This is a genomic window from Arthrobacter sp. KBS0703, from assembly GCF_002008315.2.
Lineage (GTDB): Bacteria > Actinomycetota > Actinomycetes > Actinomycetales > Micrococcaceae > Arthrobacter.
Window position 1 is genome coordinate 4,059,834 of sequence record NZ_MVDG02000001.1, and the last position, 20,883, is coordinate 4,080,716.

At 67.4% G+C, this 20,883-nt stretch carries 14 protein-coding genes and 3 pseudogenes; 6 read left to right on the forward strand and 11 right to left on the reverse strand.

The features are described 5' to 3' along the window. Window positions 1–16 precede the first annotated feature (16 nt). The 4 genes and pseudogenes from B1A87_RS18875 to B1A87_RS18890 all read right to left on the reverse strand — a co-directional run bounded on the left by B1A87_RS18875 (window position 17) and on the right by B1A87_RS18890 (window position 4,264). Window positions 17–790 carry an aspartate/glutamate racemase family protein gene (locus B1A87_RS18875; protein ID WP_144275880.1) on the reverse strand — a complete coding sequence of 258 codons (774 nt, stop codon included), beginning with the start codon at window positions 788–790 and terminating at the stop codon, window positions 17–19. Further along, on the reverse strand, window positions 787–1,470 hold the full coding sequence (locus B1A87_RS18880; RefSeq protein WP_144275881.1) for a GntR family transcriptional regulator: 684 nt from the start codon (window positions 1,468–1,470) through the stop codon (window positions 787–789). Before B1A87_RS18880 ends, B1A87_RS18875 begins: the two co-directional genes overlap by 4 nt. A gap of 109 nt (window positions 1,471–1,579) precedes the next feature. Next, complete coding sequence (locus tag B1A87_RS18885) at window positions 1,580–2,941, reverse strand: MFS transporter (RefSeq protein ID WP_078028345.1); 1,362 nt, start codon at window positions 2,939–2,941, stop codon at window positions 1,580–1,582. A 401-nt stretch (window positions 2,942–3,342) separates the two neighbouring features. After that, a pseudogene (locus B1A87_RS18890) lies at window positions 3,343–4,264 on the reverse strand (amino acid-binding protein). 199 nt (window positions 4,265–4,463) lie between these two features. Between B1A87_RS18890 and B1A87_RS18895 the strand changes: the two are divergent. Both B1A87_RS18895 and B1A87_RS18900 read left to right on the forward strand, forming a co-directional pair. Then, complete coding sequence (locus tag B1A87_RS18895; protein WP_078028343.1) at window positions 4,464–5,417, forward strand: SMP-30/gluconolactonase/LRE family protein; 954 nt, start codon at window positions 4,464–4,466, stop codon at window positions 5,415–5,417. Between the two features lie 121 nt (window positions 5,418–5,538). Next, complete coding sequence (locus B1A87_RS18900) at window positions 5,539–6,597, forward strand: FUSC family protein (protein ID WP_078028342.1); 1,059 nt, start codon at window positions 5,539–5,541, stop codon at window positions 6,595–6,597. 40 nt (window positions 6,598–6,637) lie between these two features. Here the strand turns inward: B1A87_RS18900 and B1A87_RS18905 are convergent, their stop codons facing one another. The 3 genes and pseudogenes from B1A87_RS18905 to B1A87_RS18915 all read right to left on the reverse strand — a co-directional run bounded on the left by B1A87_RS18905 (window position 6,638) and on the right by B1A87_RS18915 (window position 11,044). Beyond that, on the reverse strand, window positions 6,638–7,099 hold the full coding sequence (locus B1A87_RS18905; protein ID WP_078028341.1) for a hypothetical protein: 462 nt from the start codon (window positions 7,097–7,099) through the stop codon (window positions 6,638–6,640). Continuing rightward, a pseudogene (locus B1A87_RS18910) lies at window positions 7,096–9,527 on the reverse strand (molybdopterin oxidoreductase family protein). The gene B1A87_RS18905 and the pseudogene B1A87_RS18910 overlap by 4 nt, the downstream one beginning before the upstream one ends. A 134-nt stretch (window positions 9,528–9,661) precedes the next feature. Next, window positions 9,662–11,044: pseudogene (locus tag B1A87_RS18915) on the reverse strand (MFS transporter). Between the two features lie 196 nt (window positions 11,045–11,240). On the opposite strand from B1A87_RS18915, the gene B1A87_RS18920 reads away from it, so the two are divergent. Both B1A87_RS18920 and B1A87_RS18925 read left to right on the forward strand, forming a co-directional pair. Then, window positions 11,241–12,017 (forward strand): IclR family transcriptional regulator, encoded by a 777-nt coding sequence (locus B1A87_RS18920; RefSeq protein WP_078028338.1) that lies wholly within the window; start codon window positions 11,241–11,243, stop codon window positions 12,015–12,017. Window positions 12,018–12,127: 110 nt separating this feature from the next. Continuing rightward, on the forward strand, window positions 12,128–13,327 hold the full coding sequence (locus B1A87_RS18925) for a 4-hydroxybenzoate 3-monooxygenase (protein ID WP_144275882.1): 1,200 nt from the start codon (window positions 12,128–12,130) through the stop codon (window positions 13,325–13,327). Window positions 13,328–13,562: 235 nt separating this feature from the next. Here B1A87_RS18925 and B1A87_RS24750 read toward each other — a convergent pair whose 3' ends face one another. Continuing rightward, on the reverse strand, window positions 13,563–13,964 hold the full coding sequence (locus B1A87_RS24750) for a hypothetical protein (protein WP_313902496.1): 402 nt from the start codon (window positions 13,962–13,964) through the stop codon (window positions 13,563–13,565). 281 nt (window positions 13,965–14,245) lie between these two features. Between B1A87_RS24750 and B1A87_RS24755 the strand changes: the two genes are divergently transcribed. After that, on the forward strand, window positions 14,246–14,584 hold the full coding sequence (locus tag B1A87_RS24755) for an FAD-dependent monooxygenase (RefSeq protein ID WP_313902497.1): 339 nt from the start codon (window positions 14,246–14,248) through the stop codon (window positions 14,582–14,584). A gap of 53 nt (window positions 14,585–14,637) precedes the next feature. Next, window positions 14,638–14,817, forward strand: a complete 180-nt coding sequence (locus B1A87_RS18935) for a hypothetical protein (RefSeq protein ID WP_144275883.1) — start codon at window positions 14,638–14,640, stop codon at window positions 14,815–14,817. Here B1A87_RS18935 and B1A87_RS18940 read toward each other — a convergent pair. From B1A87_RS18940 to B1A87_RS18950, 3 genes are all read right to left on the reverse strand, one after another. Continuing rightward, window positions 14,792–15,226, reverse strand: a complete 435-nt coding sequence (locus B1A87_RS18940) for an acyl-CoA thioesterase (protein WP_078028335.1) — start codon at window positions 15,224–15,226, stop codon at window positions 14,792–14,794. The genes B1A87_RS18935 and B1A87_RS18940 overlap by 26 nt on opposite strands. A gap of 98 nt (window positions 15,227–15,324) precedes the next feature. After that, a complete protein-coding gene (locus tag B1A87_RS18945) occupies window positions 15,325–15,828 on the reverse strand; it encodes a GNAT family N-acetyltransferase (protein WP_078028334.1) in 504 nt (167 codons plus the stop codon). Window positions 15,829–15,948: 120 nt separating this feature from the next. Next, complete coding sequence (locus B1A87_RS18950; protein WP_078028333.1) at window positions 15,949–20,814, reverse strand: NAD-glutamate dehydrogenase; 4,866 nt, start codon at window positions 20,812–20,814, stop codon at window positions 15,949–15,951. Window positions 20,815–20,883 lie beyond the last annotated feature (69 nt).

Sequence of the window (20,883 nt, forward strand, 5' to 3'; positions counted from 1 at the left end):
CGGCCGTCTGCGTGCCCTAGGCGGCGGCGAGGGCGGCGTCGAGGGCTTCCGAGAGGCCCCTGCGGGCCTTGACCGGCGGGGGTGCGAACGCGCCGGCACGGTGCGGCCCGGACTGGAGGCCCACCACGGCCTCCGCCATGCGGATGCCGGCGGAGATGCCGTCCACCACGGGGACCGGAATCTGGCCGCGCAGTTCGCGCGCCAGTCCCGCCAGCGGGGCGCCGGCAAGGATCACGACGTCGGCCCCGTCCTCGGTGACGGCCTGCCGGCTGAGCGCCAGGAGCGTTTCCTTGAAGTCCTGCTGCACGGAGCCGATGGCGTTGAGGCTTTCATTGATGGAGCGGATTGAGGCCAGCCGGCCGCCGAGGCCGAACCGTTCGACGCAGTCGAGGTACCACGGCCGGATCCGGTCCGAGATGGCGATGATGGAGAACCGGTGCCCCTGCAGGGCCGCGGCGCACAATGCCGCCTCGGTGATGCCGATGACGGGAACGTCGGCCAGCTCTTTCAGGGCCGGCATGCCGGGGTCCCCGAAAGCCGCCACCACGACGCCGTCGATCTTTGCGGAGGCCGCGGGGCTGCCGGCGGCTTCCGCGGTGTATTCGGCCATGATCTCGGCGACGGCGCCGGCCGCGATAAGTGATTCGAACCGGGTTTCGATGTATTCCACGCCGTGGCCGGCCGTGCGGACCACCAGTTCCGTGCCCGGGGAGGCTGAGCGCAGGGCCTCCGACTCGATGAGGGCCGTGACGTCGTCGCTGATGTTGGGGTTGATGACGAGCAGTTTCATGATTTCTTCCGGTGCAGGGCTGGTTCCGTTTTCCGGAAGTCGTCCGGGAACTGCTCGCGGTACTTGCCGATGTGCGACGCCGACTGGGCGGCGGCGCGGTCGGGATCGCCGCTGGCGATGGCGGCGTACAGCTCGCGGTGTTCCTGGATCAGTTCCGGCAGGTCGCTGACGTGGCGGAACAGCCAGTGCATGCGGCCCTGGAGGGGTTCCAGCGCGGATTTGAGAAAGTTGTTGTCGGCGATGGCGGTGATGGCGTCGTGGAATTCGCTGTTGGCACGGTGGGCCTCCATGACGGCGCCCTTGGCGAGGCAGCGGTCCGCCTCGTCGAGCAGGCCTTCCAGGCGGGTTAGGTCATCCGTGGTGGCGCGGATGGCGGCGAGCCGGCAGGCCAGCACCTCGAGTGACTGCCGGACGTCGAAGAGGTCCTCCACGTCCTTGGGGCTGAGGGTGCTGACCTCGGCGCCGCGTGCGCCGCGGTCGCTGATGAGGCCTTCCATGCGGAGCATTCGCAGCGCTTCCCTGACGGGGAGGCGCGACACGTTGAATTCTGCGGCGAGGTCGCGTTCCACCAGCCGGGTGCCGGGAGCGTAGTGTCCTTCAAATATCCGGGTGCGGAGGGTGTCCCGGACGGCCTCGCGGAGGGGGCGTTCCTTGTCCTGGGTCTCTTCGGCGGTAAGCATGGTGCTCCATTCGGATTCTTCGGTGACATTGCGCTCCCGGCGGGCGGGAGATGGTGCTTGAGGCCTAGCTTAGGGCGGCCGGCCTGGGTGGCTGGCCTGAACGGCTGGCCTAGACGGGAAGCCGCTTGTTGTAGTCCAGGGTCAGGACGGACACGCCCATGATGATGGCGGATCCCACGAAGTACAGCAGCGCCCACGTGTAGGAGCCGGTGGCCCCGACGATCAGGCCGACGGCGATCGGCGTGACGAAGCCGGAGATGTTGCCGCTGAAGTTCATGGCGCCGCCCAGGACGCCGGCGTTGGTCCGGCCGCCGAGGATGGAGGGGATGCTCCAGAACAGGCCCACCCAGCGGAGGAAGAACATGACCACGGAGAGCAGGACAACAGCCGTGGTGGGGTCCGCCACCACGGTGACGCCCACCAGGCCACCGATCACCACGACCGAGGAGATTCCCAGGAGGGTGCGCATGACGCGGTTGGCCGAGGCGCCGGCGGCCCGCCATTTGTCCGCGAGGGTGCCGCCCAGGATTTCCCCGACGAAGCCGGCGCCGAAGATCACGAAGGTGGACCAGCCGATGGTCTTCAGGTCGAAGCCCTTGGCCTGGGCGAGGTAGAGCGGGCCCCAGGTGAGCAGGCCGTAGAACACGCCGTTGAAGCCCAGCCAGCCGAAGCACATGGCCCAGAAGGAACGGAACTTCAGGTAGGGGAGCAGGGCGCGCTTGCCCTTGCTGCCGTCGAGTTCGGCTTCGGCGTCTTCGGCGGCGTGGGAAGCCTCGATGTAGTCGGCCTCGGCGGCGTTGACTGCGCGGTGCTGGCGCGGATTGTCGCGGACGTACCACCAGACTGCGAGTCCCATGAGCACGGTGGCGGCACCGGCGATGACAAACGAACTGCGCCAGCTGCCGGTGGCTGCGATGAGGCCGGCGATGAGGATGCCGCCGAGTCCGGCGCCGAGGGGAGCCCCGGCGTCCAGGATGGTGGCACCGCGGCCGCGCTCCGACTTGTGCATCCAGATGGCGTTCAGCTTGCCGCCGGCCGGCATGACACCGGCTTCGGTGACACCGATCCCGAGCCGGGCGATGAACATGCTCAGGAAGCCGCCGGCCATGCCCGAGGCCGCCGTTGCCACACCCCAGCCGACGCAGGAGGCTGTCATGACCTTGCGCGGGCCGAACTTGTCGATGAGCAGGCCCACCGGGATCTGCATCAGGGCGTAGGTCCAGAAGAACGCGGAGAGCAGGAGGCCCACGAGCTCCGGGGCCATATTGAATTCCTTTTGGATGATGGGCAGTGCCACGGAGATGGAGCCGCGGTCGATGTAGTTGACGGCAACGAGTACCAGCAGCAGCAGGAAGAGCTTCCAGCGGACGTTGGTGCGCCGTTGCACGCCGTTCTTGCCGGTTTTGCCGCCGGCGGCGGCATCTGTGGTCTGGGCTTCGGTTGTCACGGTTTCAGTATTGGGGAGAGACACAGCTTCTCCTTCACGGGGAAGTTTGCGGACGGGGAAACGATCTTGGGTGGTGCGGAGTGTGCGGCCGCGGGTTGGGCGGCGGGAATCTGTGAGCGATGGCCTGCGGCGGCGTTCCGGAAGCGCCAGGCCGCTCTGTACGGGTCCGTCTAAGCTTGGACTTTTGGGATCCCGTTTTGGGATCCCAAAATCAAAGGTAAGAGTGACGGGCGCCACTGTCAAGGAATTTCCGGAAAGACGCCCTTTGCCGCCGAAACCACCGATTGTGACTGTTGTGCTGCGGACAGACGGCCGCCCGCCCCGTCATCCGGCGGTGCCGGAGGCGGGGCGGGCGGTCCGTGGGAGGCGTCGGGCCGGAATATCGCGAGGAGGCGGGCTTTCGGCGGGTTTCGGCTTTCGGGCGGTTAGCTGCCCGCCGCGGCCGATTCCCTGGTGCCCCCGGGTCCGTCGGGCACGTGCGCGAGGATCTCAGCGAGCTCCGCGAGCCGGTGGGCCCTGGCTGATTCGGCGGGCGTGAACGGTTCGCCGGGGCGGTAGAAGGTGATGGGTCCGTGCCAAGCGGTGGGAATTTTCAGGAGGGTGCCGGCGTCGTTCGTTTCGGCCGTCTGGCGGGCGGTTTCCCCGTCCTCCGTTAGGATCCGGGCGGACAGCAGTTCCGCGACGGCGAGCGGAAGTTCCTGGGGGCTCGCGGCGATCCGTGCCGCCAGGCTCAGCGCCTTCGTCTGCCCGTCGGCCATGGCCAGCGCCGTGGTGGGCCAGACGTGGGCGTGCCTGCCGCCGCCGTCCTTCAATGCCTCAAGGAGCTGGCGTTCGGTCAGCTCGCCGGGTGCGGACAGCACGAATTCGTCCATGACGCCGCCCCGGACCGGATGGACGTGGATGCTGAGGATGTTGGTGTCCAGCAGCGCGAGCGACCGGGTGATTTTCTTCAGGGAACCGGGCTGGTCGCGCAGCACGGTCCGGGCCCTGTCTCTTATACACATCTAGATGTGTATAAGAGACAGGGGGCCGCACCGAGCCGCCGGCGGTGCCTCAGTGCGGGCGCGTGGAGCCAGCGCCGCAGTGTCTCTTATACACATCTAGATGTGTATAAGAGACAGGTTCAGCCACCCAGATCACCAGGACGGTGGCGGTGAGCGTGAGCACCAGGACCTTGGCCAGATACGGCAGGTGGGTCTGGACCACGAGGGCGTGCACCAGCAGTTCGATAGGGAGCATGACGGCGACGTTCGCCACCGTGAGGCGGGTTTTGGGAGGTTCGGGCATCTGGCCGCAGACCTCGCAGCTTAGTTCAGCCGTGGCAGGGATGGGTGCGTGAGGCTTCATGATGCCAGCCTGCCGGGCAGCTGTTACGGGCGCATTGCCCCCGCGTTCCGATCTCGGGAAGATTTCCGGACCGGCGCCTGAGGCCCGGTCCGCGGCGCTATGGCCAGCCGCTTACCCCCGTACCTACACTGAAAAGACCAGCGTGCGGAGCTCCGTACAACGGCCAGCTCGCACGGAAAAGTCGATTCCGGAGAGCATCATGCCCCTCAGCATAGTTTCAGGAAAAACACGCCGTGCGGCCGCAGGGTTAGCCGCCCTCGCCGCACTCCTGGTCCCGGCCCCCATGGCGTCCGCCGGGCAGGTACAGTCCGGGGACGAATCCTCAGTCATCCTGCTGGACGGAGCCAAGGGCGCCGAAGGCATCGCGGCCGGCGAGGGCAGCACGTTCTACGCGGGCGACCTCGCCACGGGGGACATTTACCGTGGCGACATCCACAAGGACACGGCGAAGAAGTTCATCGATGCACCCGACGGCCGCGTTGCCGTTGGCCTCAAGGCCGATACGCGCAACGACCTGCTGTTCGTTGCCGGCGGACCCACGGGCCAGGCCTACGTCTATGACACGCACACCAAGAAGACGGTCAAGACCTACCAGCTGACGGACAAAGCGGCGTTCATCAACGACGTCGCACTGACCGACGACGGCGCCTGGTTCACCAACTCCCGCCGGGCCGAGCTGTACTTCGTACCGGTGGACGACGACGGCGACCTCGGCGACGTCCGGACGCTCGCGCTCAAGGGCCCCGCGGCCGACCTCTCCGGCGCCTTCAACCTCAACGGCATCGCCTATTCCCGTGACGCACGCAGGCTGGTCGTGGCCCACTCCGCCAACGCGGCCCTGTACACGGTCAGCCCGCGGACGGGGGAAAGCACGAAGATCGACGGCATCACCGTGCCCAACGCCGACGGTGTTGTGGTGAAGGACAGCGTCGTGTGGGTGGTGCAGAACCAGAGCAACCAGGTGAGCCGCATCCGCGTCAACTTCCATGAGTCCACCGGGACGGTGCGGGAGGTCATCACCAGCCCGGACTTCAACGTCCCGACCACGGCCGCCCTCTTCCATGACTCCCTGGCCGTGGTGAACGCGAAATTCGGCGTCGCCAATGCCACCACGTTCGAAGCGGTTGTGGTGGACGCGCACCCGCACCACTAGCCGGAGACACAGGTAACAGCCCTTTCATTCAGAGGGGAGTGCCCGCCAACGTAAGCTGTAAAGCGCACGCCAGCGCCGCCGTCGTCAGTTCCAGACTGCAAACGAAAGGCGCGAATCGACCGTGAAGATGCTGGCCGAGATGTTCACCATTGCCCCGGCAAACAAGGATCATCACGTTGCTGCCCGTTGCGCAATCGGAGTCTTCGTCCCGCTGATCACCCTGGTGCTGCTGGGCCGCCTCGATCTCGCAATCTTCGCTTCCTTCGGCGCGTTCACGGGAATCTACGGCCGCGGCGAGATGCACCGGAAGCGGCTTTTCATCCAGGTCCGGGCCGGTTCGCTCATGCTCGTGGTGATCCTGCTGGCTAGCCTTGTGGCCCGTGCGGTCCAGGCCGGTGGGCTCTCCGGCGCGGCCAGCACGTGGCTCCTGGTGCTGGCCACCACGATCGTCGCCGGTGCCTGCTCGCTGGTCATTGCGCGCTGGCGCCAGCGGCCGGCCGGCTCGCTGTTCCACATCTTCGCCTTTGCCGCGATTGCTTCGATCCCCCACCAGCCGCCGCTGTGGCAGTGCATGCTGGCGGCCGTCGTGACCACCGTCTTCTGCCTCCTGGTGGGGCTGTCCTCGCGTGTGCTCCGGAGCCGCCGGACGCCGTGGGAGATGCCGGAGCCTGCCAGGCTCACCGCGAAGGAGAAACAGGCTGCCCGGCTCGAAGCCGTGGGCTACCTCGCTGCGGCGGGCCTTGCCGGGACGCTGGCAACCCTTGCCGGCCAGTGGCTCGGCTTCGGGCACAACTACTGGGCGATGGTGGCCGCGGTGGTGCCGCTCGTGGGCCGCACCACCCGGCACCGGATCAGCCGCGGCGTCCAGAGAATCATCGGCACGGTGCTGGGCCTGGTACTGCTGGCGGGGATCATCGCGCTCAACCCGGCGCCGTGGCAGATGGTGCTGGTGGTGGCCATCTGCCAGTTGGGGGCCGAGCTCTTCATCGCCCGCAACTACGTCGTTGCCCAGGTCTTCGTGACGCCGCTGGCACTCGTTTCCACGCTGCTGGTCGCACCCGCCGCCCCAGGCATCCTGCTGCGGGACCGGATCGTGGAAACCGTGATCGGCGCGGCGGTGGGCATTGCGGTGGTGCTCGCGCCGTCAGCCTGGGCGCGGCTCCGGCGGCTGCAGCCCTAGCGGACCCCGGCGGGCCCGGTCCGGGCCCGGCCTGCGGTGCTCACTCCGCCACCAGGAGGGCCTGCGGCGCGGCCTGCTTCATCCTCGTCTTGAGCCATCTGATCTGCAGTTCCGAGTCCCCCTCGCACTGTTTCACCACGGCCTGCAGTTCCTTGTCCCTGTCCCCCTGGGCAGCCTGGCCCACCATCATCCAGGTGACGTCGATGTGGTGAACCAGCACGTAGAGGTCCTGCAGGTCCAGCATCAGGGCCAACGGTCCCGAGCGGACCCCCGTCACACCGTTGGCCGTGAGGCGGTGCTCCTCTTCACCCTCCACCTCCTCGCCGTAGCGGTCGATGACCGGCTGCAGGGCCTCCCGGTGGGCGTCGCACTGCTGGGCAAGCGTCTGCAGGATGAAATGGACGTCGGGCTCGTCCCCATGGCCGTCCGCGACCACCCGGAACGACGCGGCGAGTGTCGCCTCCGCCTCGTCCAGCAGGCCAATGTAGACCGGCAATTTCATGGCTGTCCTCCTGTGGCGGGGCGTGATGCCGCGGTGTCCGGCGCCTTCGACGGTCCGTCGCCGGCCCGCAGCCTTTCCACCCGGACGGCCGCATTCTTGAAAACCGGCTGCTTGGACACCGGATCCCATTCGGTGATGGTGAGTTCGTTCGCTGCCCGGGTGGGCCCGGCGGGCGAAGCAGCCGCACCAGGGGAGGCTGAATCGCCGCCCGGTGCGCCGCCGTCGGGAGCGTCCCAGTACCCGTAATGGAACGGCGCGAAAACGGTGCCGGGGCGGATGTCGCCGACGCGGACCGGCACTTCGAGCCGGCCGCGGCGCGAGGTCACCCGGACGATGTCCCCTCCCGGCAGCCCGCGCGCGCCGCGTCCTCGACGGACATTTCAACCCACGGCTCGGGCGCGGCGTCATTCAGCCGGCGGCTGCGCCCGGTCTTGGTGCGAGTGTGGAAGTGGTAGACCGTCCGGCCGGTGGTGTACCGCAGCGGGTAGTCGGCATCGGGCTCCTCGTGCGGGGGACTGTAGTCGAGGGCCTTGAGCCAGGCCCTTCCCGGCTGGACGGTTGCCTTGTAGACGGTCTCGCCGGTCGTGGCGCCGGTGAGAAGATCGTGCCCGTAGGACTCGCAGTACTGCGGGGCGGTGGGAAATTCGCCGTCGGTGTACAGGCGCTCGGTCCCGTCAGGGCGCTCATCGGTGCATGGCCACTGGATGCCGCTGCCGCCGCGCAGCTTTGCGTAGCTCAGGCCGGTGTAGTCGCACGGCCTGCCTCGCGAGCACTCCTTCCAGGCCTCAAAGCCGTCCTCCGGGCCCTTCCAGTCCAGCAGCGGGCGGCCGTCCTTGTCCCTGAAGTCCATCCGGCGCGCGTAGTCGAGGAAGACGTCAAGATCGCTCCTCGCCTCGCCGGGGGGATCCACGGCCTTCTCGGACAGATGGACGGTGCGGTCCACGTTCGTGAAGGTCCCGGTCTTTTCGCCCCAGGCCGCGCAGGGAAGCACGACGTCGGCGTACTGCGCAGTTTCGGACAGGTAGATGTCCTGCACCACCAGGAACAGGCTGTCCTGGCGCAGGATGTCCCTGATCCGGCTCAACTGGGGCATCGACACCGCCGGATTCGTGGCCGAGATCCAGAGCAGCCCGATCGAGCCCTGCTCGGCGTAGCGGAAGATCTGCAGCGCGTGGGTGGGCGGAGCCCAGTGCGGGATGATGGCGGGATCCACGTTCCAGATGCGGGCCAGATCCTGGACGTGCTCGGGGTTCTCCCAATTGCGGAAGGCCGGCAGATCGCCGTCGGCCCCGCATTCCCGGTTGTTCTGGGCCGTCGGCTGGCCGTTCATCTGCAGGATTCCGCGGCCGGGCGAGCCCAGCATCCCGCGGAGCAGGTGCAGGTTGTTCACCTGGCACGCGGACGCCGTGGCGTGGGCCGACTGATAGAAGCCCTGCAGGACGGTGGAGAGGATCCTGTCTTCGGTGCCGAAGATCTCGGCGGCGCGGCGGACGTCCGCGGCCTTCACGCCGCAGGTTTCCGCCACCTTCTCCGGGGTCCACGGATCCACCACGCTGCGGAGCTGCTCCACGTTGGCGGTGTGCCCTGCGATGTAGTCCTCATCGATCCAGCCGTGTGTGAACAGCTCGCGAACCAGCCCGTTCATGAGGGCCAGGTTGGTGCCCGGATGGACGGGCAGGTGCACCTCGGCCCGGCGGGCCACCTCCGTGTCGCGCGGATCGACGCAGACGAGCCGCGGAGGGTTGGGGCCGTCCAGGCGGTCCAGCACGCGGGACCAGAGAACCGTCTGTGTCTCGGCCATGTTGTGGCCGTACAGGAAGATGGCGCTGCACTCGTCGACGTCGGTGTAGCTGCCAGGCTGGCCGTCGGCGCCGAAGGATTCCTTCAGGGCTGCCGCCGCCGTGGCCGTGCACAGCCGCGTGTTGCCGTCCATGTGCGGCGTGCCGATCCCGGCCTTGCCCAGGATTCCCAGGGCGTAGTACTCCTCCAGAAACAGCTGGCCGCTGGTGTAGAAGCCGTGGCTGAGCGGTCCCTTGGCGGCGAGCAGGTCCCTGCTCCGGTCCACGATGCGGGCCATTGCCGTGTCCCAATCCGTTTCCACGAGCTGGCCGTCCACCCGTATCAGCGGCCGGGTCAGGCGGTCCTTGTGCGTCTCGCCCTGCCAGCTGCCGTACAGCCCCTTCGGCCCCAGCCTGCCGCGGTTCACCCGGTCTTCTTTCCGGCCGCGGATGCCTACCATGCGGCCGTCCTTGACCGCGATGTCGCAGCCGCAGCCATTGCTGCACAGGACGCAGGCCGACTGCACCCACCGGTCCACGTCGTCCGCGGCCAGCCCCTCGGCAAGGGCCTGGTCCACGCGCTCCGGCCACGCCTGGCCGGCTCCGTACGGTGTTCGTTCGCCCCAGATGTCAGCAATGCGGTCCGTCATCGGATCACCCTCCAAAAGGTAAGTGCGCTTAGTGTTCACAGCGTACTCGCCGTCCTTGGCGGATTGGCGGCCCGGGAGCGGATCGGTTCCGGCCGGCCGTGCCGCCCGAGGCCCGCCTGACCGGCCGGCGCGGCCTAGGAACGCCCGACGTCGGATGCCTGGCCGGGTGCCGGCGCGATCGCGTGGGGGACGGTCACCAAAGCCAGCACGGCCAGAACGGCTGCGGCGGCGAAAACGTAGAAGCCCCACGGGTAGGCGATGCCGGCCGCCACGAGCGTGCCGGTAACGGCCGGACCCATGATGGCGCCCAGACGCCCCACTCCGGCCGCGAAGCCGAGTGCTGTACCGCGGAGCCGGGCCGGGAAGAGCTGGCTGACCCAGGCGTAGACGAGCACCTGCGAGCTGAAGACGAAGACGCCGGTCACGAATACGGCGGCATTGAGCAGGAATTCGCTCTGGATCTTGACGCTGAGGACCGCCAGGAAGAGCGCGGACAGGCCGAACCAGAGGAGCACGATTTTCTTGGTGCCGTGCCGGTCAGCCAGGATGCCGGCCACGATCAGACCCACCACGGCGCCCACGTTGAGCACCAGCAGCAGCACCAGGCCCGTGCTGACGGTGTACCCGGCGGAGGACATGAGCCTGTCTCTTATACACATCTAGATGTGTATAAGAGACAGCAGGAGCCCCATGAATGATGCCACCGCAATTCCCAGGGCGACGAGCGGATACGGCTTGCGTGTGAGGTCGCGGAAGCCGGCGCGCCCGCCGGACTGGTCGGTGGCCAGCAGCGACGCCGGCGCGGCCTCGGGCTCCGCTGCCGGGACCGCGAAGGGGCGGTGTGCCCGGGCCGCCCCGGCGCGGCGGATCTCTGCTGGTTCGACTTCGGCGCGGCTGACGTCGGCGCCGTCGGTGTCGGCACCGTGCTCGGCATGGACAGGCGGGAGGGTCTCCGGCAGCCGGAACCACAGGAGCGGCACCAGCACCAGGCCGGCGATTCCTCCCACCACGAACATGATGCGCCAGTCCGGCACCACCAGGATGGCGAGGAAGGCGGTGGCGACGGCGCCCACGTGATAGCCGGTCATGGTCCGGGTGGTGGACCTTCCCGCCGTGCCCGTAGGGGCGTAATCGTTCATGTAGGCAAGGGCTGCGGGCAGGCAGGCGCCGAGTCCCACACCCGCGAGGAGCCGGAAGATGCCGAACATGGCAACGTTAGGCGCAAACACCACGGCGATGGTGAACAGGGAGAACCAGGCCACGCAGGCAACAAGCAGCCGGCGGCGTCCGAAGCGGTCCGAGAGCGGTGCGATGAAGAGCGCCCCGATGCCCACGCCCACCAGGGAGATGGTGGCGGCATACGTCGCGCCCACAGCGTCGAAGCCGAGCTCCTGGGTCTTGATCAGGGTGGGAATGACGGTGCCCAGCACCACCAAATCGAATCCGTCCAGCACCATAGCCAGCCAGCAAAGCCATACGGGCCACTGAGAACGGCGGGCTACTGAAAGCGTTGACATGGGAACCTCATTGTTCGGGATTGAGAACTGTTTATGATTGGAGGCCGCTGCGGCCGGACGGCCGGAGTCGCTCCGGAAGCGGAACCAGCCAGCAGCCGGTAGCCAAGCGGACCGCCGGGACTGTGCGACATGAGAGTTGTATCACTCGCGGGTGTAATCTGGGACAGCCAAAACCATTGAACGGAAGCAGGACTTCGTGGCCAATTCAGCGTCCGGCGACTCCGTAGTGGACAGGGTGGTGCGCCTTATTGCGGCCTTTCCGGAGGGCGTCACTGTCCTGCAGCTTTCGGAGCTGGCAGACCGGGCAGGCCTCCCCCTGACCACAGCCCACCGGCTGGTCCGGCAGCTGGCTCACCACGGCCTCCTCGAAGCCGGAGCCGGAGGTTCCGTGCGGCTGGGGCTGCGTCTGTGGGAGCTCGTCAACCGCAATTCGCCGACCCTCGCGCTGCGCCAGGCGGCGATGCCGTTCATGGAGGACATCCAGCACGTGCTCAACCAGAATGTGAACCTGGCGGTGCTGGACGGCTGGGAGGCGCTCTTCGTGGAGCGGCTCTCCCGCCGCGGCTCGGTGGCCAACCGGGCGCAGATCGCCGGCCGCATGGCCGTGCACGTGTCGTCGGCCGGGCTGGCCTTGATGTCCCACCAGCCGCGGTCCGTCCAGGCCAAATACCTGAACCAGTTTGCCGATCCCGCCGGAAAGGTGACCCCGGAGGACCTGCGCGCCCTGCTGGGAGAGGCGGCCCGCCAGGGCTACGCGCAGCTGGCAGGCGTGATCGATCAGGATACCTGGGGGATTGCCGTACCCGTGCTGGACGGCCAGAAACAGGCGGTTGCTGCCCTCGGCGTCGTCGTTCCCCTGCGGGAAATGCGCATGCAGGCGCTGGTGCCGGCATTGCAGACCGCGGCCCGGGGCATCGGACGAAGGCTCAGGGAGTCGGCCGGCGAGTCGGCCGACGATCCGGATTTCCGATGAATGGAATCTTTGTAACGCCGGACACATGCCCCGGCGCACACTGTTAGCCAGAACAACCTTCCGGCCCCGGCCACCAAGCCGAGGGGCCCCGCGACGAAGCGAGGAACATCATGGCAGCACGCAAGATCATCACCACCCAGGTCGCCATCGTGGGCGCCGGCCCGGCGGGACTCATGCTGTCCCACCTGCTGGCTCAGGCCGGCGTCGAGTCCACGGTGATCGAAATCCGAAGCCGCCAGGAGATCTCCGAAACCGTCCGGGCGGGCATCCTGGAACACGGAACCGTCAACATGCTGGTGGACAGCGGCGTCTCCGACCGTGTGTTGCGCGAAGGCGACCGGCACGACGGCATCGAACTGCGCTTCAACGGCGAAAGCCACCGCATCGACTTCAAGGACCTCGTGGGTGAGTCGGTTTGGCTGTATCCGCAGACTGACGTCTTCATGGACCTTGCCGCACGCCGGGAAGCCGACGGCGGCGACGTCCGCTACAGCGTCACGGACACCACCGTCCACGACATCGAGGGCAAGCCCAAAATCTGGTTCACGGACGCCGACGGCACGGAGTACGAACTGCAAGCCGACTTCGTCGCCGGCGCCGACGGCTCCCGCAGCCACTGCCGCTTCCAGATCCCCGAAGCGCACCGCAAGTGGTACTTCCACGAGTACCCCTTCGCCTGGTTCGGCATCCTGGCCGAGGCGCCCCGCAGCTCGGACGAGCTCATCTACGCCAACTCGGCAAACGGCTTCGCCCTGATCAGTCAGCGCACCGAAACCGTGCAGCGGATGTACTTCCAGTGCGACCCGAACGAGGACGTGAACAACTGGAGCGAGGAGCGGATCTGGGACGCGTTCCGCAGCCGGGTCAATGGCAACGGTTTCGAGCTGAAGGAGGGGCCGGTCATCGACAAGATGGTGCTGAAATTCCGCAGCTTCGTGCACACGCCCATGCGCCACGGCAAACTGTTCCTGGCCGGGGACGCCGCCCACACCGTCCCGCCTACCGGCGCCAAAGGCCTGAACCTCGCCATCCACGACGTCAAGGTGCTGTTCGAGGGCCTGGACAGCTTCTACAAGACCGGTTCGTCGGCGCTCCTCGATTCGTACAGCGACCGCGCGCTCGAGCGGGTGTGGAAGGCGCAGCAGTTCTCCTACTGGATGACCTCCATGCTGCATACCCCGGCGGACGCCGATGATTTCTCCCGGGCACGCCAGCTCGGCGAGCTCAACTCGGTGGTCTCCTCCCGGCACGGGAAGGTCTACCTGGCCGAGGCCTACACCTGTCTCTTATACACATCTAGATGTGTATAAGAGACAGCGCCCCCGCCCGCCCCGCAGGACCGGCCCCGCCCCGCACGACCGGCCCCGCCCCGCACGACCGGCCCCGCCCCGCACGACCGGCCCCGCCCCGCACGACCGGCCTTGGTCCGGGCCGGTTAAGCGGGGGAGGGCCGGTCCTGGGGAAACCGAATGAAACCGCACGAAGCCGCCCAAGCCGCCCAAGCGGCCGGCCGCCGTCGGGTTTAACATCGGTCCATGAACGCCATCACCATCGTCGGCGGCGGCATCGCCGCCTGGCGCTCGCCGCCGGCCTTGACCCGATGCGCTTCGACGTCACGCTCCACGAACAGCGACCGGGCGTGCCGCCGGTGGAGACCTCACTGGCCATGTGGCCTGAAGCGCAGGCTGCCCTGGCGGTACTCGGCGTCCTGCCGGAGATCCGCTCGGCGGCACCGGGCTCGGCGGCGTGGCCCTGCGGGACAGCGCCGGACATTCGTGGGCTGCGCCGGCGGTGCGCGGCGTGCTCGGGGTGTCCCGGGCCGATCTGCTCAGGATCCTCGAGGCGGCCGTGCCCCGCGCCGTGCGCCGGGCGGCGGGCCGGGTGGACGACGTTCCGGCGTCGGGCCCGCTGGCGGCAGGGCTGCTGGTGGGCGCCGACGGTGTCCACAGCGTGGTCCGCAGCGCGTTCTGGGGCAGGCGGGCCGCGGCGAAGCTGACGCCGTACCTCGCTTTGAGGGGTGTCCTCGCCGAGCCCGTCGCCCCGGAGACTGGCGGCGAATACTGGGGCCGCGGGCAGCTGTTCGGCATCACGCCGGCGTCGGGCGGGGGGGGACCTACTGGTACGCGTCGTTCCGTTCGGGTCTGGGGCCCGCCGGAGTTGACGCCGCCGAGGCGCTGCGGCGGACCCGGGAGCGATTCGCCGGAAGCGCCCCCGCCGTCAGACGGGTTTTGGAAGCAGCCACGCCGGAAACAACCCTCGCCCAGCGGATCTGGACCGTTCCCACCCTCGCCAGCTTTGTCCGGCCCGGCGCTGTGCTGATCGGCGACGCCGCGCACGGCATGACTCCCAACCTTGGACGCGGGGCCTGCGAGGCACTCGTGGACGCCGCGGCGCTGGCCGAACTGCTGAACGCGCAGCCGGTGGCCGAGGCACTCAGGGCCTACAACCGGCAGAGGATTCTCCGGACGCAGCTGCTGCGGGTTGCTTCTTCGGCCATGGCTGGCCTGGCGCTCGCCGAACGCGCCCAGCCGCTCCGCGACCGCCTCCTCACGCTCGCCGCCCGCTAGAGTCCGGCAGCCGCCGTCGAACGCACGAGCGGCCCTCCGCCGCTCAACCGGCCTTGGCCGGAGCCGGTCAAGCGGGGCGGGCCGGTCAGGCGGGGCGGGGCCGGTCAGGCGGGGCGGGGCCGGTCAGGCGGGGCGGGGCTGTCTCTTATACACATCTAGATGTGTATAAGAGACAGGGCGGGACCGGAGACGGACGATGCCGGCCCGTCAGTCCTGCTCGAGCGTCTCGGTGAGGTGGTGCGTGGGGATGCGGTCGCGGTCGTAGGTGATCTCCGTGTAGCCGTGCGGCTCCGGCTTGCCATGGGGGCTGAGGTTTACGAAGACGATCTCCTCGATGGTGAGGATGCTCTGGCGGGTGATCATGTTGCGCACCTCGGCGCGCATGGTCAGCGAGGTGCGGCCGAACCGGGTGGCGGTCAGGCCCATCTCGATCAGGTCGCCCTGGACGGCGGAGCTGACGAAGTTGATTTCGGAGATGTACTTGGTGACGGCACGGCCGTTGCCGAGTTGGAGGATGGCGTAGATCGCGGCTTCCTCGTCGATCCACTTCAGCAGGCTTCCGCCGAACAGCGTGCCGTTGGCGTTGAGATCCTCAGGGCGGACCCACTTGCGGGTGCGGAAGGTGATGTCTGCAGTTTCCATACCGCGAGATTAGCCGACGGCGGCGGCCCGGCTCTGAGTGTGACGGCGCTGCGCCATTCCCGCACCCACCGGCCCTGCCCCGCACCACCGGCCCTGACTCAGGCCATGGCCGTGTGCGCCGCGCTATGGGAATCGATGCTCTTGGCGTAGCAGTACGAGTGCTCAACGCCGATGTACGGGCCGAAGTTGGGCACCTGCTCGAAGCCGGAGTTCTGGTAGAAGTTGCGGCCGTCAGGCTGGGCGGAACCGGCCTCGGCCGTGACGCGGGTGATGCCCTGCGCGAACGCCTCCGCCTCGAGGGCCGCCAGGATCGAGCTGGCGACGCCCGAGCCGCGGGTGTAGGGCAGAACGTACAGGCGTTTGATCTCGGCAGTCTGCGAATCGAGCAGCCGCAGCCCGCCGCAGCCCACCGGCTGCCCGGACCCCTTGTCGTACGCCACCAGGAACACTGCGGTGTCCACTTCTGACGGCTTTGGACCGGGCTCGTGGTCGGCCCGGCCGAATCGGGCATCGAGTTCCGCCTGCTGCGCCGCCCGCAGATCCGCACCCACGGGGTTGGACCAGCTGACTTTCCTGATGTTGAGCCTGGGGTTGGTCTGCATCGCTGCCTCGATTCGCCGAAGGGTTATGCAGGTCAAGCCTAGAATCGCGCCGTTACCGCGGTGTTTCCTGCGGGTAAGGGACTGGAGAACAGTGCACGTTACACGGCGTGCGCCCCGGACCTACCGCCGCACGAGGGTCCGCAGCAGCTTCAGGGCCACGGAGATCGAGTGGATGTCAGTCTGCCCGGGCCTGGTGGCCTCCGCGAACGTGTCCTTGATCCGCGCCAGCTGCTCCTGGTGTCCGCGCTCCCAGGCAACGATCCGCTCGATGGAATCAGCACTTTCGGAGTCAGCGCCTTTCGTCATCTCCATCACCGAAATCGTCATGTCGGCAACGGCTGAATAGACGTCGTCCCGCAGTGCTGCCCGGGCGAGTGCCTCCCACCGGTTCTCCCGGGGAAGAGCCGTGATGCGCAGCAGCAACTTGAGTGCGCCGATCCGCGCAAACACTGTCCAGTACAGGTCCATGATCCGTTCGATGGGTTCATCGATGTGTTCCGATATCAGGGAAATGTCCAGCAGCCCGAAGCTTTCGAGGAGGGCGCCGGCGCGGCGTACCAGGTCAGGGGGCAGCCCGATGCCGTCCCAATGTGCCTGCCGTTCCTCGACGAGGTCGATGCTGTCACCGCGCAGGAAGTCCCGGGTCCTGTTCCGCAGCAGCTCCAGCGTGGGCATAATCCGGGCGAGGGCCTCGGCAACGGGCTGGTCGCGATGGTCGTGGGTGACGTACCAGCGGATGGACCGGTCGAGGATCCGGCGCATGTGCAGGGTCAGCTCTGCGGCGTGTTCGCTGGGTAACACCGGGGGCAGCTCGGCCACCCGGTCCACGAACCACTGCAGGTCGTAGGCTTCACGGGTTGCAACGAATGCCCGGGCAACAGCCGCGGCGGTGGCGGTGGTTTCCTCGATGGTCCGGAAGGCGAAGGTGATTCCGCCGAGGTTGATCATGTCGTTGGCCAGGACGGTGCATATGATCTGCCGGCGCAGCGGGTGGGCATTGAGTTCCGGGCCGAAGCGGTCCGCGAGCTGATGCGGGAAGTAGCTGCGGAGCACCCGTTCGAACCAGGGGTCCTCGGTTACGTTGCTTTCGTTCAGTTCCTTGGCTAGTTCGATCTTCGCGTAGGCCGCCAGCACCGACAGTTCGGGTGTGGTGAGGCCTTTGCCGGTCAGTAGCCGCGCATGGAGCTGTTCTGTGCCGGGCAGTCCTTCCAGGCGCCGGTCGAGGTCGGAAGCGTTCTCCAGCCAGTCCATGGTTCGCTCGAAACCGGGGCTCCAATTCAGGACCAGGGCCCGGTCGTTGAGCAGCAGGGTGTTCTGGTCGTGGTTGTTTTTCAGCACAAGCCGTGCCACTTCGTCCGTGAGCGAGTGCAGGAACGCGGTTCGTTCGGACGCTCCCATCCTGCCTGTGGCGATCATGCGGTCGATGAAGATCTTGATGTTAACCTCATGGTCCGAGCAGTCCACGCCGGCCGAATTGTCGATCGCATCGGTGTTGAGCAGGACGCCGCCCAAGGCGGCTTCAATCCGGCCGAGCTGGGTGACGCCGAGATTGCCGCCCTCGGCAATGATCTTGGCCCGGACCTCGTTGCCGTTAATCCTGATGGGGTCGTTTGCCTTGTCGCCCACATCGCCGTGCGTTTCGGAGGACGCCTTGATGTAGGTTCCGATGCCGCCGTTGTAGATAAGGTCCACGGGCGCGCGCAGGATGGCCTGCAGCAGCTCGGGCGGAGTCATCATCGACGTCGTGTCCTGGAGCCCGAGCGCCGAAATTACCGGGGCGGTGATGGGGATGGACTTTGCGTGGCGTGAATACACGCCGCCGCCCGGGCTGACCAGCGAGGCGTCGTAGTCCGCCCAGGACGATCGTGGAAGCATGAACAGGCGGCGGCGTTCCGCCAGCGAGGCGGCCGCGTCCGGAGTCGGGTCCAGGAAGATGTGCCGGTGGTCGAAGGCTGCCACGAGCCGGATGTGGTCTGACAGGAGCATTCCGTTGCCGAACACGTCGCCGCTCATGTCGCCGATGCCGGCAACCGTGAAATCTTCCTGCTGCGAGTCGATGCCGAGTTCGCTGAAGTGGTGCTTGACGGACTCCCAGGCGCCGCGGGCCGTGATGCCCATCTGCTTATGGTCGTAGCCTGCGGAACCGCCTGAGGCGAAGGCATCGCCGAGCCAGAAGCCGTACTCGAATGCCACGGCGTTGGCCGTATCGGAGAACGCGGCGGTTCCTTTGTCAGCGGCCACCACGAGGTAGTAATCGTCGTCGTCGTGCTTCACCACATTCTCCGGTGAAATGACCCGCCCGGGGGTCCCGCGTGATGGCACCGTTCCGACGTCGGACGTGTCCAGGTTATCCGTGATGTCCAGCAGCCCGCGGACAAAGTCCTTGTAGCTTTCCTCCCCTTCAGTGAGCCATGCGGTACGGTCAGAGACTGGACTGGGCAGCCTTTTGGGATAGAAACCGCCCTTGGCGCCGGTGGGGACAATCACCGAGTTTTTGACCGTCTGGGCTTTGACGAGGCCAAGGATCTCGGTGCGGAAATCCTCACGCCTGTCCGACCATCTCAGCCCGCCCCGCGCCACGGGTCCGAACCGCAGCTGCACGCCTTCCACGCGGGGTGAATAGACCCAGATCTCAAATTTTGGCCGGGGGTAGGGTGCTCCGGGAATGTCGGACGGCCGGAGCTTGAAGCTCAGGTAGGGCCGGTAGCGGAAGAAGTTGGTGCGGGTTGTCGCCTCTATCAGGTTCAGGAAGGTCCGCAACAATCGGTCCGCATCCAAGGACGGGACGGCGTCGATCGCGTCGGCCACTGCGGAGCGGGCGGCAGCCGTATCCTGGAGCCGCCGGGAGTGACCGAGTTCGGGATCGAACCGGGCATGGAACAGGCTGAGTAGTGCGTGGGTGGCGGGCACGTTGGCCAGCAGGGTGTCGGCGATGAAGCCGTAGGTGTAGATGGTTCCCAGTTGCCTCAAGTACTTGGCGTAGCTGCGCAGGATGACCACCTTCCGCCACGTGAGCTCCTCCTGGAGGACCAGGGCGTCGAAGCGGTCAGACTCTTCGTCCCCCCGGACGGCGGCGCTGAAGGCTTCCCCCAGCAGCGCACTGGTCCCGGCCGGGTCAACCCCGGCGGGATACCTGACGCCGAGGTCGTACAGGAACAACTGCCGGCCGTTCCCGCGGATCACGTCGAAGGGCCGTTGGTTCAGCACCTCCAGGCCGAGGTTGTGGAAGAACGGCAGGATCTGCGTCAGGCTCTGGGCGCTTGTGAGGTAGAGCCGGATCCGGGCGTCTTCGGCCAAAGTTGGGGACGTGTCGGTCCGGACGTAAACAGCCAGCTGCGGATCGTTCAGCGGCCGTCCGCCCGTGCCGTCCAGGTCGAACTGCTCAAACCGCCTGATGTCTTCCACCGCGTCCTCGACTTCGAAGTCGGCCCGGTAGCTGGCGGGGAACGCGGCGGACCACAGCGCCGACAGCCGGCTGGCCTCGGCGGGGGGCAGCCTGTCACGAAGCGCTTCGTCCAGGCCTTCGGCCCAGGTACGCGTTGCGCTGACGATGCTCCGCTCGAGCGAAGCGGGATCGACGTCGGGCATCCCGCCGGCGGGCAGCAGGATCCGGAAGAAAACGCGGGCCATGGGGGATTCACGCAGCCGGACTTCGAATTCGAGCGAGGAGGACCTGAAGGCCTGCTTGAGCTCCTGTTCGATGCGGAGCCGGACGACGGTGCTGTACCTGTGCCGGGGCAGGAACACCAAGGCGGACACGAAGCGGCCGTAGCTGTCAGAGCGCAGGAACACGCGCGTCTGGTGGTGGGCCTGCAGGAGCAGGATCTCACGGGAGAGCCGGGCCAGTTCGTCCAGGCTCAGGTGGAACAGCTCGTCCAAGGGGAAGGACTCGAGGACGGCCAGCAGCTGCCTGCCGGGATGGGAGACCTCGGTGAAGCCGAAGCGTTCCTGAACTGCACGCACCTTGTCCCGGATGACAGGGATGCGCCGCACGGACCGGCCGGTGGCCCCCGGGGCGAACAGTCCCACGAAGCGAATCTCACCCGTGGGCTGCCCTTCGCTGTCGAAGGTCCGAACGAGGATTTCATCCAGGTACGCCGGGCGGGGGACGGACGATCTCACGTCCGACGTGGCGAGCGTGAGAACCTGCGAATGCGGAAGCCCGGTGACCGGCTGGCTGGCTTCGGGCCGGTCGTCCCTGAGCAGTCCAAGCCCCGTGCCGGGCCGCAGCTTTACGCTGTCCGGACCGCCCGCCGTCGGGTATTCATATTCGGTGTAGCCCAAAAACATGAAGTTTCCGCGGTCCAGCCAGCCCAGGAGCTCACCGAGCTGCTCCGGAGTCGGAGCCGAACCGGCAGGCAACCGGTCCAGCGAGCCGATCGCATGCCCGAGCCGGGCGTGGATGGCGGGAGCGTCATCGGCGACCACCTGAACGTCAGCCAGGACCCGCCGCACATTATCCATGAGTTCCTTGATGGCGCGTGTCCCCGGCAGCCGGCCGATCTCTGCTGCCACCCAGGTTTCGGACAGCCACCCCGGTGGGTCCTCGGCGGACGCAGTGTTGCCTGCCGTACCCGCCATTCCCGCCGTAGGTCCGGACTGCGACGACGCACGCCGGGCCTCCAGCAACACGTGCGTCCTCGGATCCCGCCGCACCAGGAAAGTGGGATGGACCAGCAACCGGATGGACTCGTTTTCGCGGGTCAGCTCGGCCGTGAGGGAATGGAGCAGGTGCGGCATGGCGTCTGCAACCACCAGCAGGACGCTGGCATCGCTTTCGTTCAAGACGTCGACGCCCGCTGTACCTGCCGGACGGGTGTTCGCCAGTTCCGCATGGAACATGGCCCTCTGCTCCAGGTCCTCGGGACTGTAGCTCTGAAGGTCCTCGGGCGCTACGTGCTCGTAATAGTCCGCCAGGAACGTGTCTCCGGGCGTGAAGGATCCGGCGGCAGCGGCTTGACCCCGCGGCACGGTTTCGCGTGACATGCCTGTACGCCTCCAGTGCGGGGGATGCCACCGCGGGTCGCGGTTGCCGGTCCGGTCCCCACGCCTGCT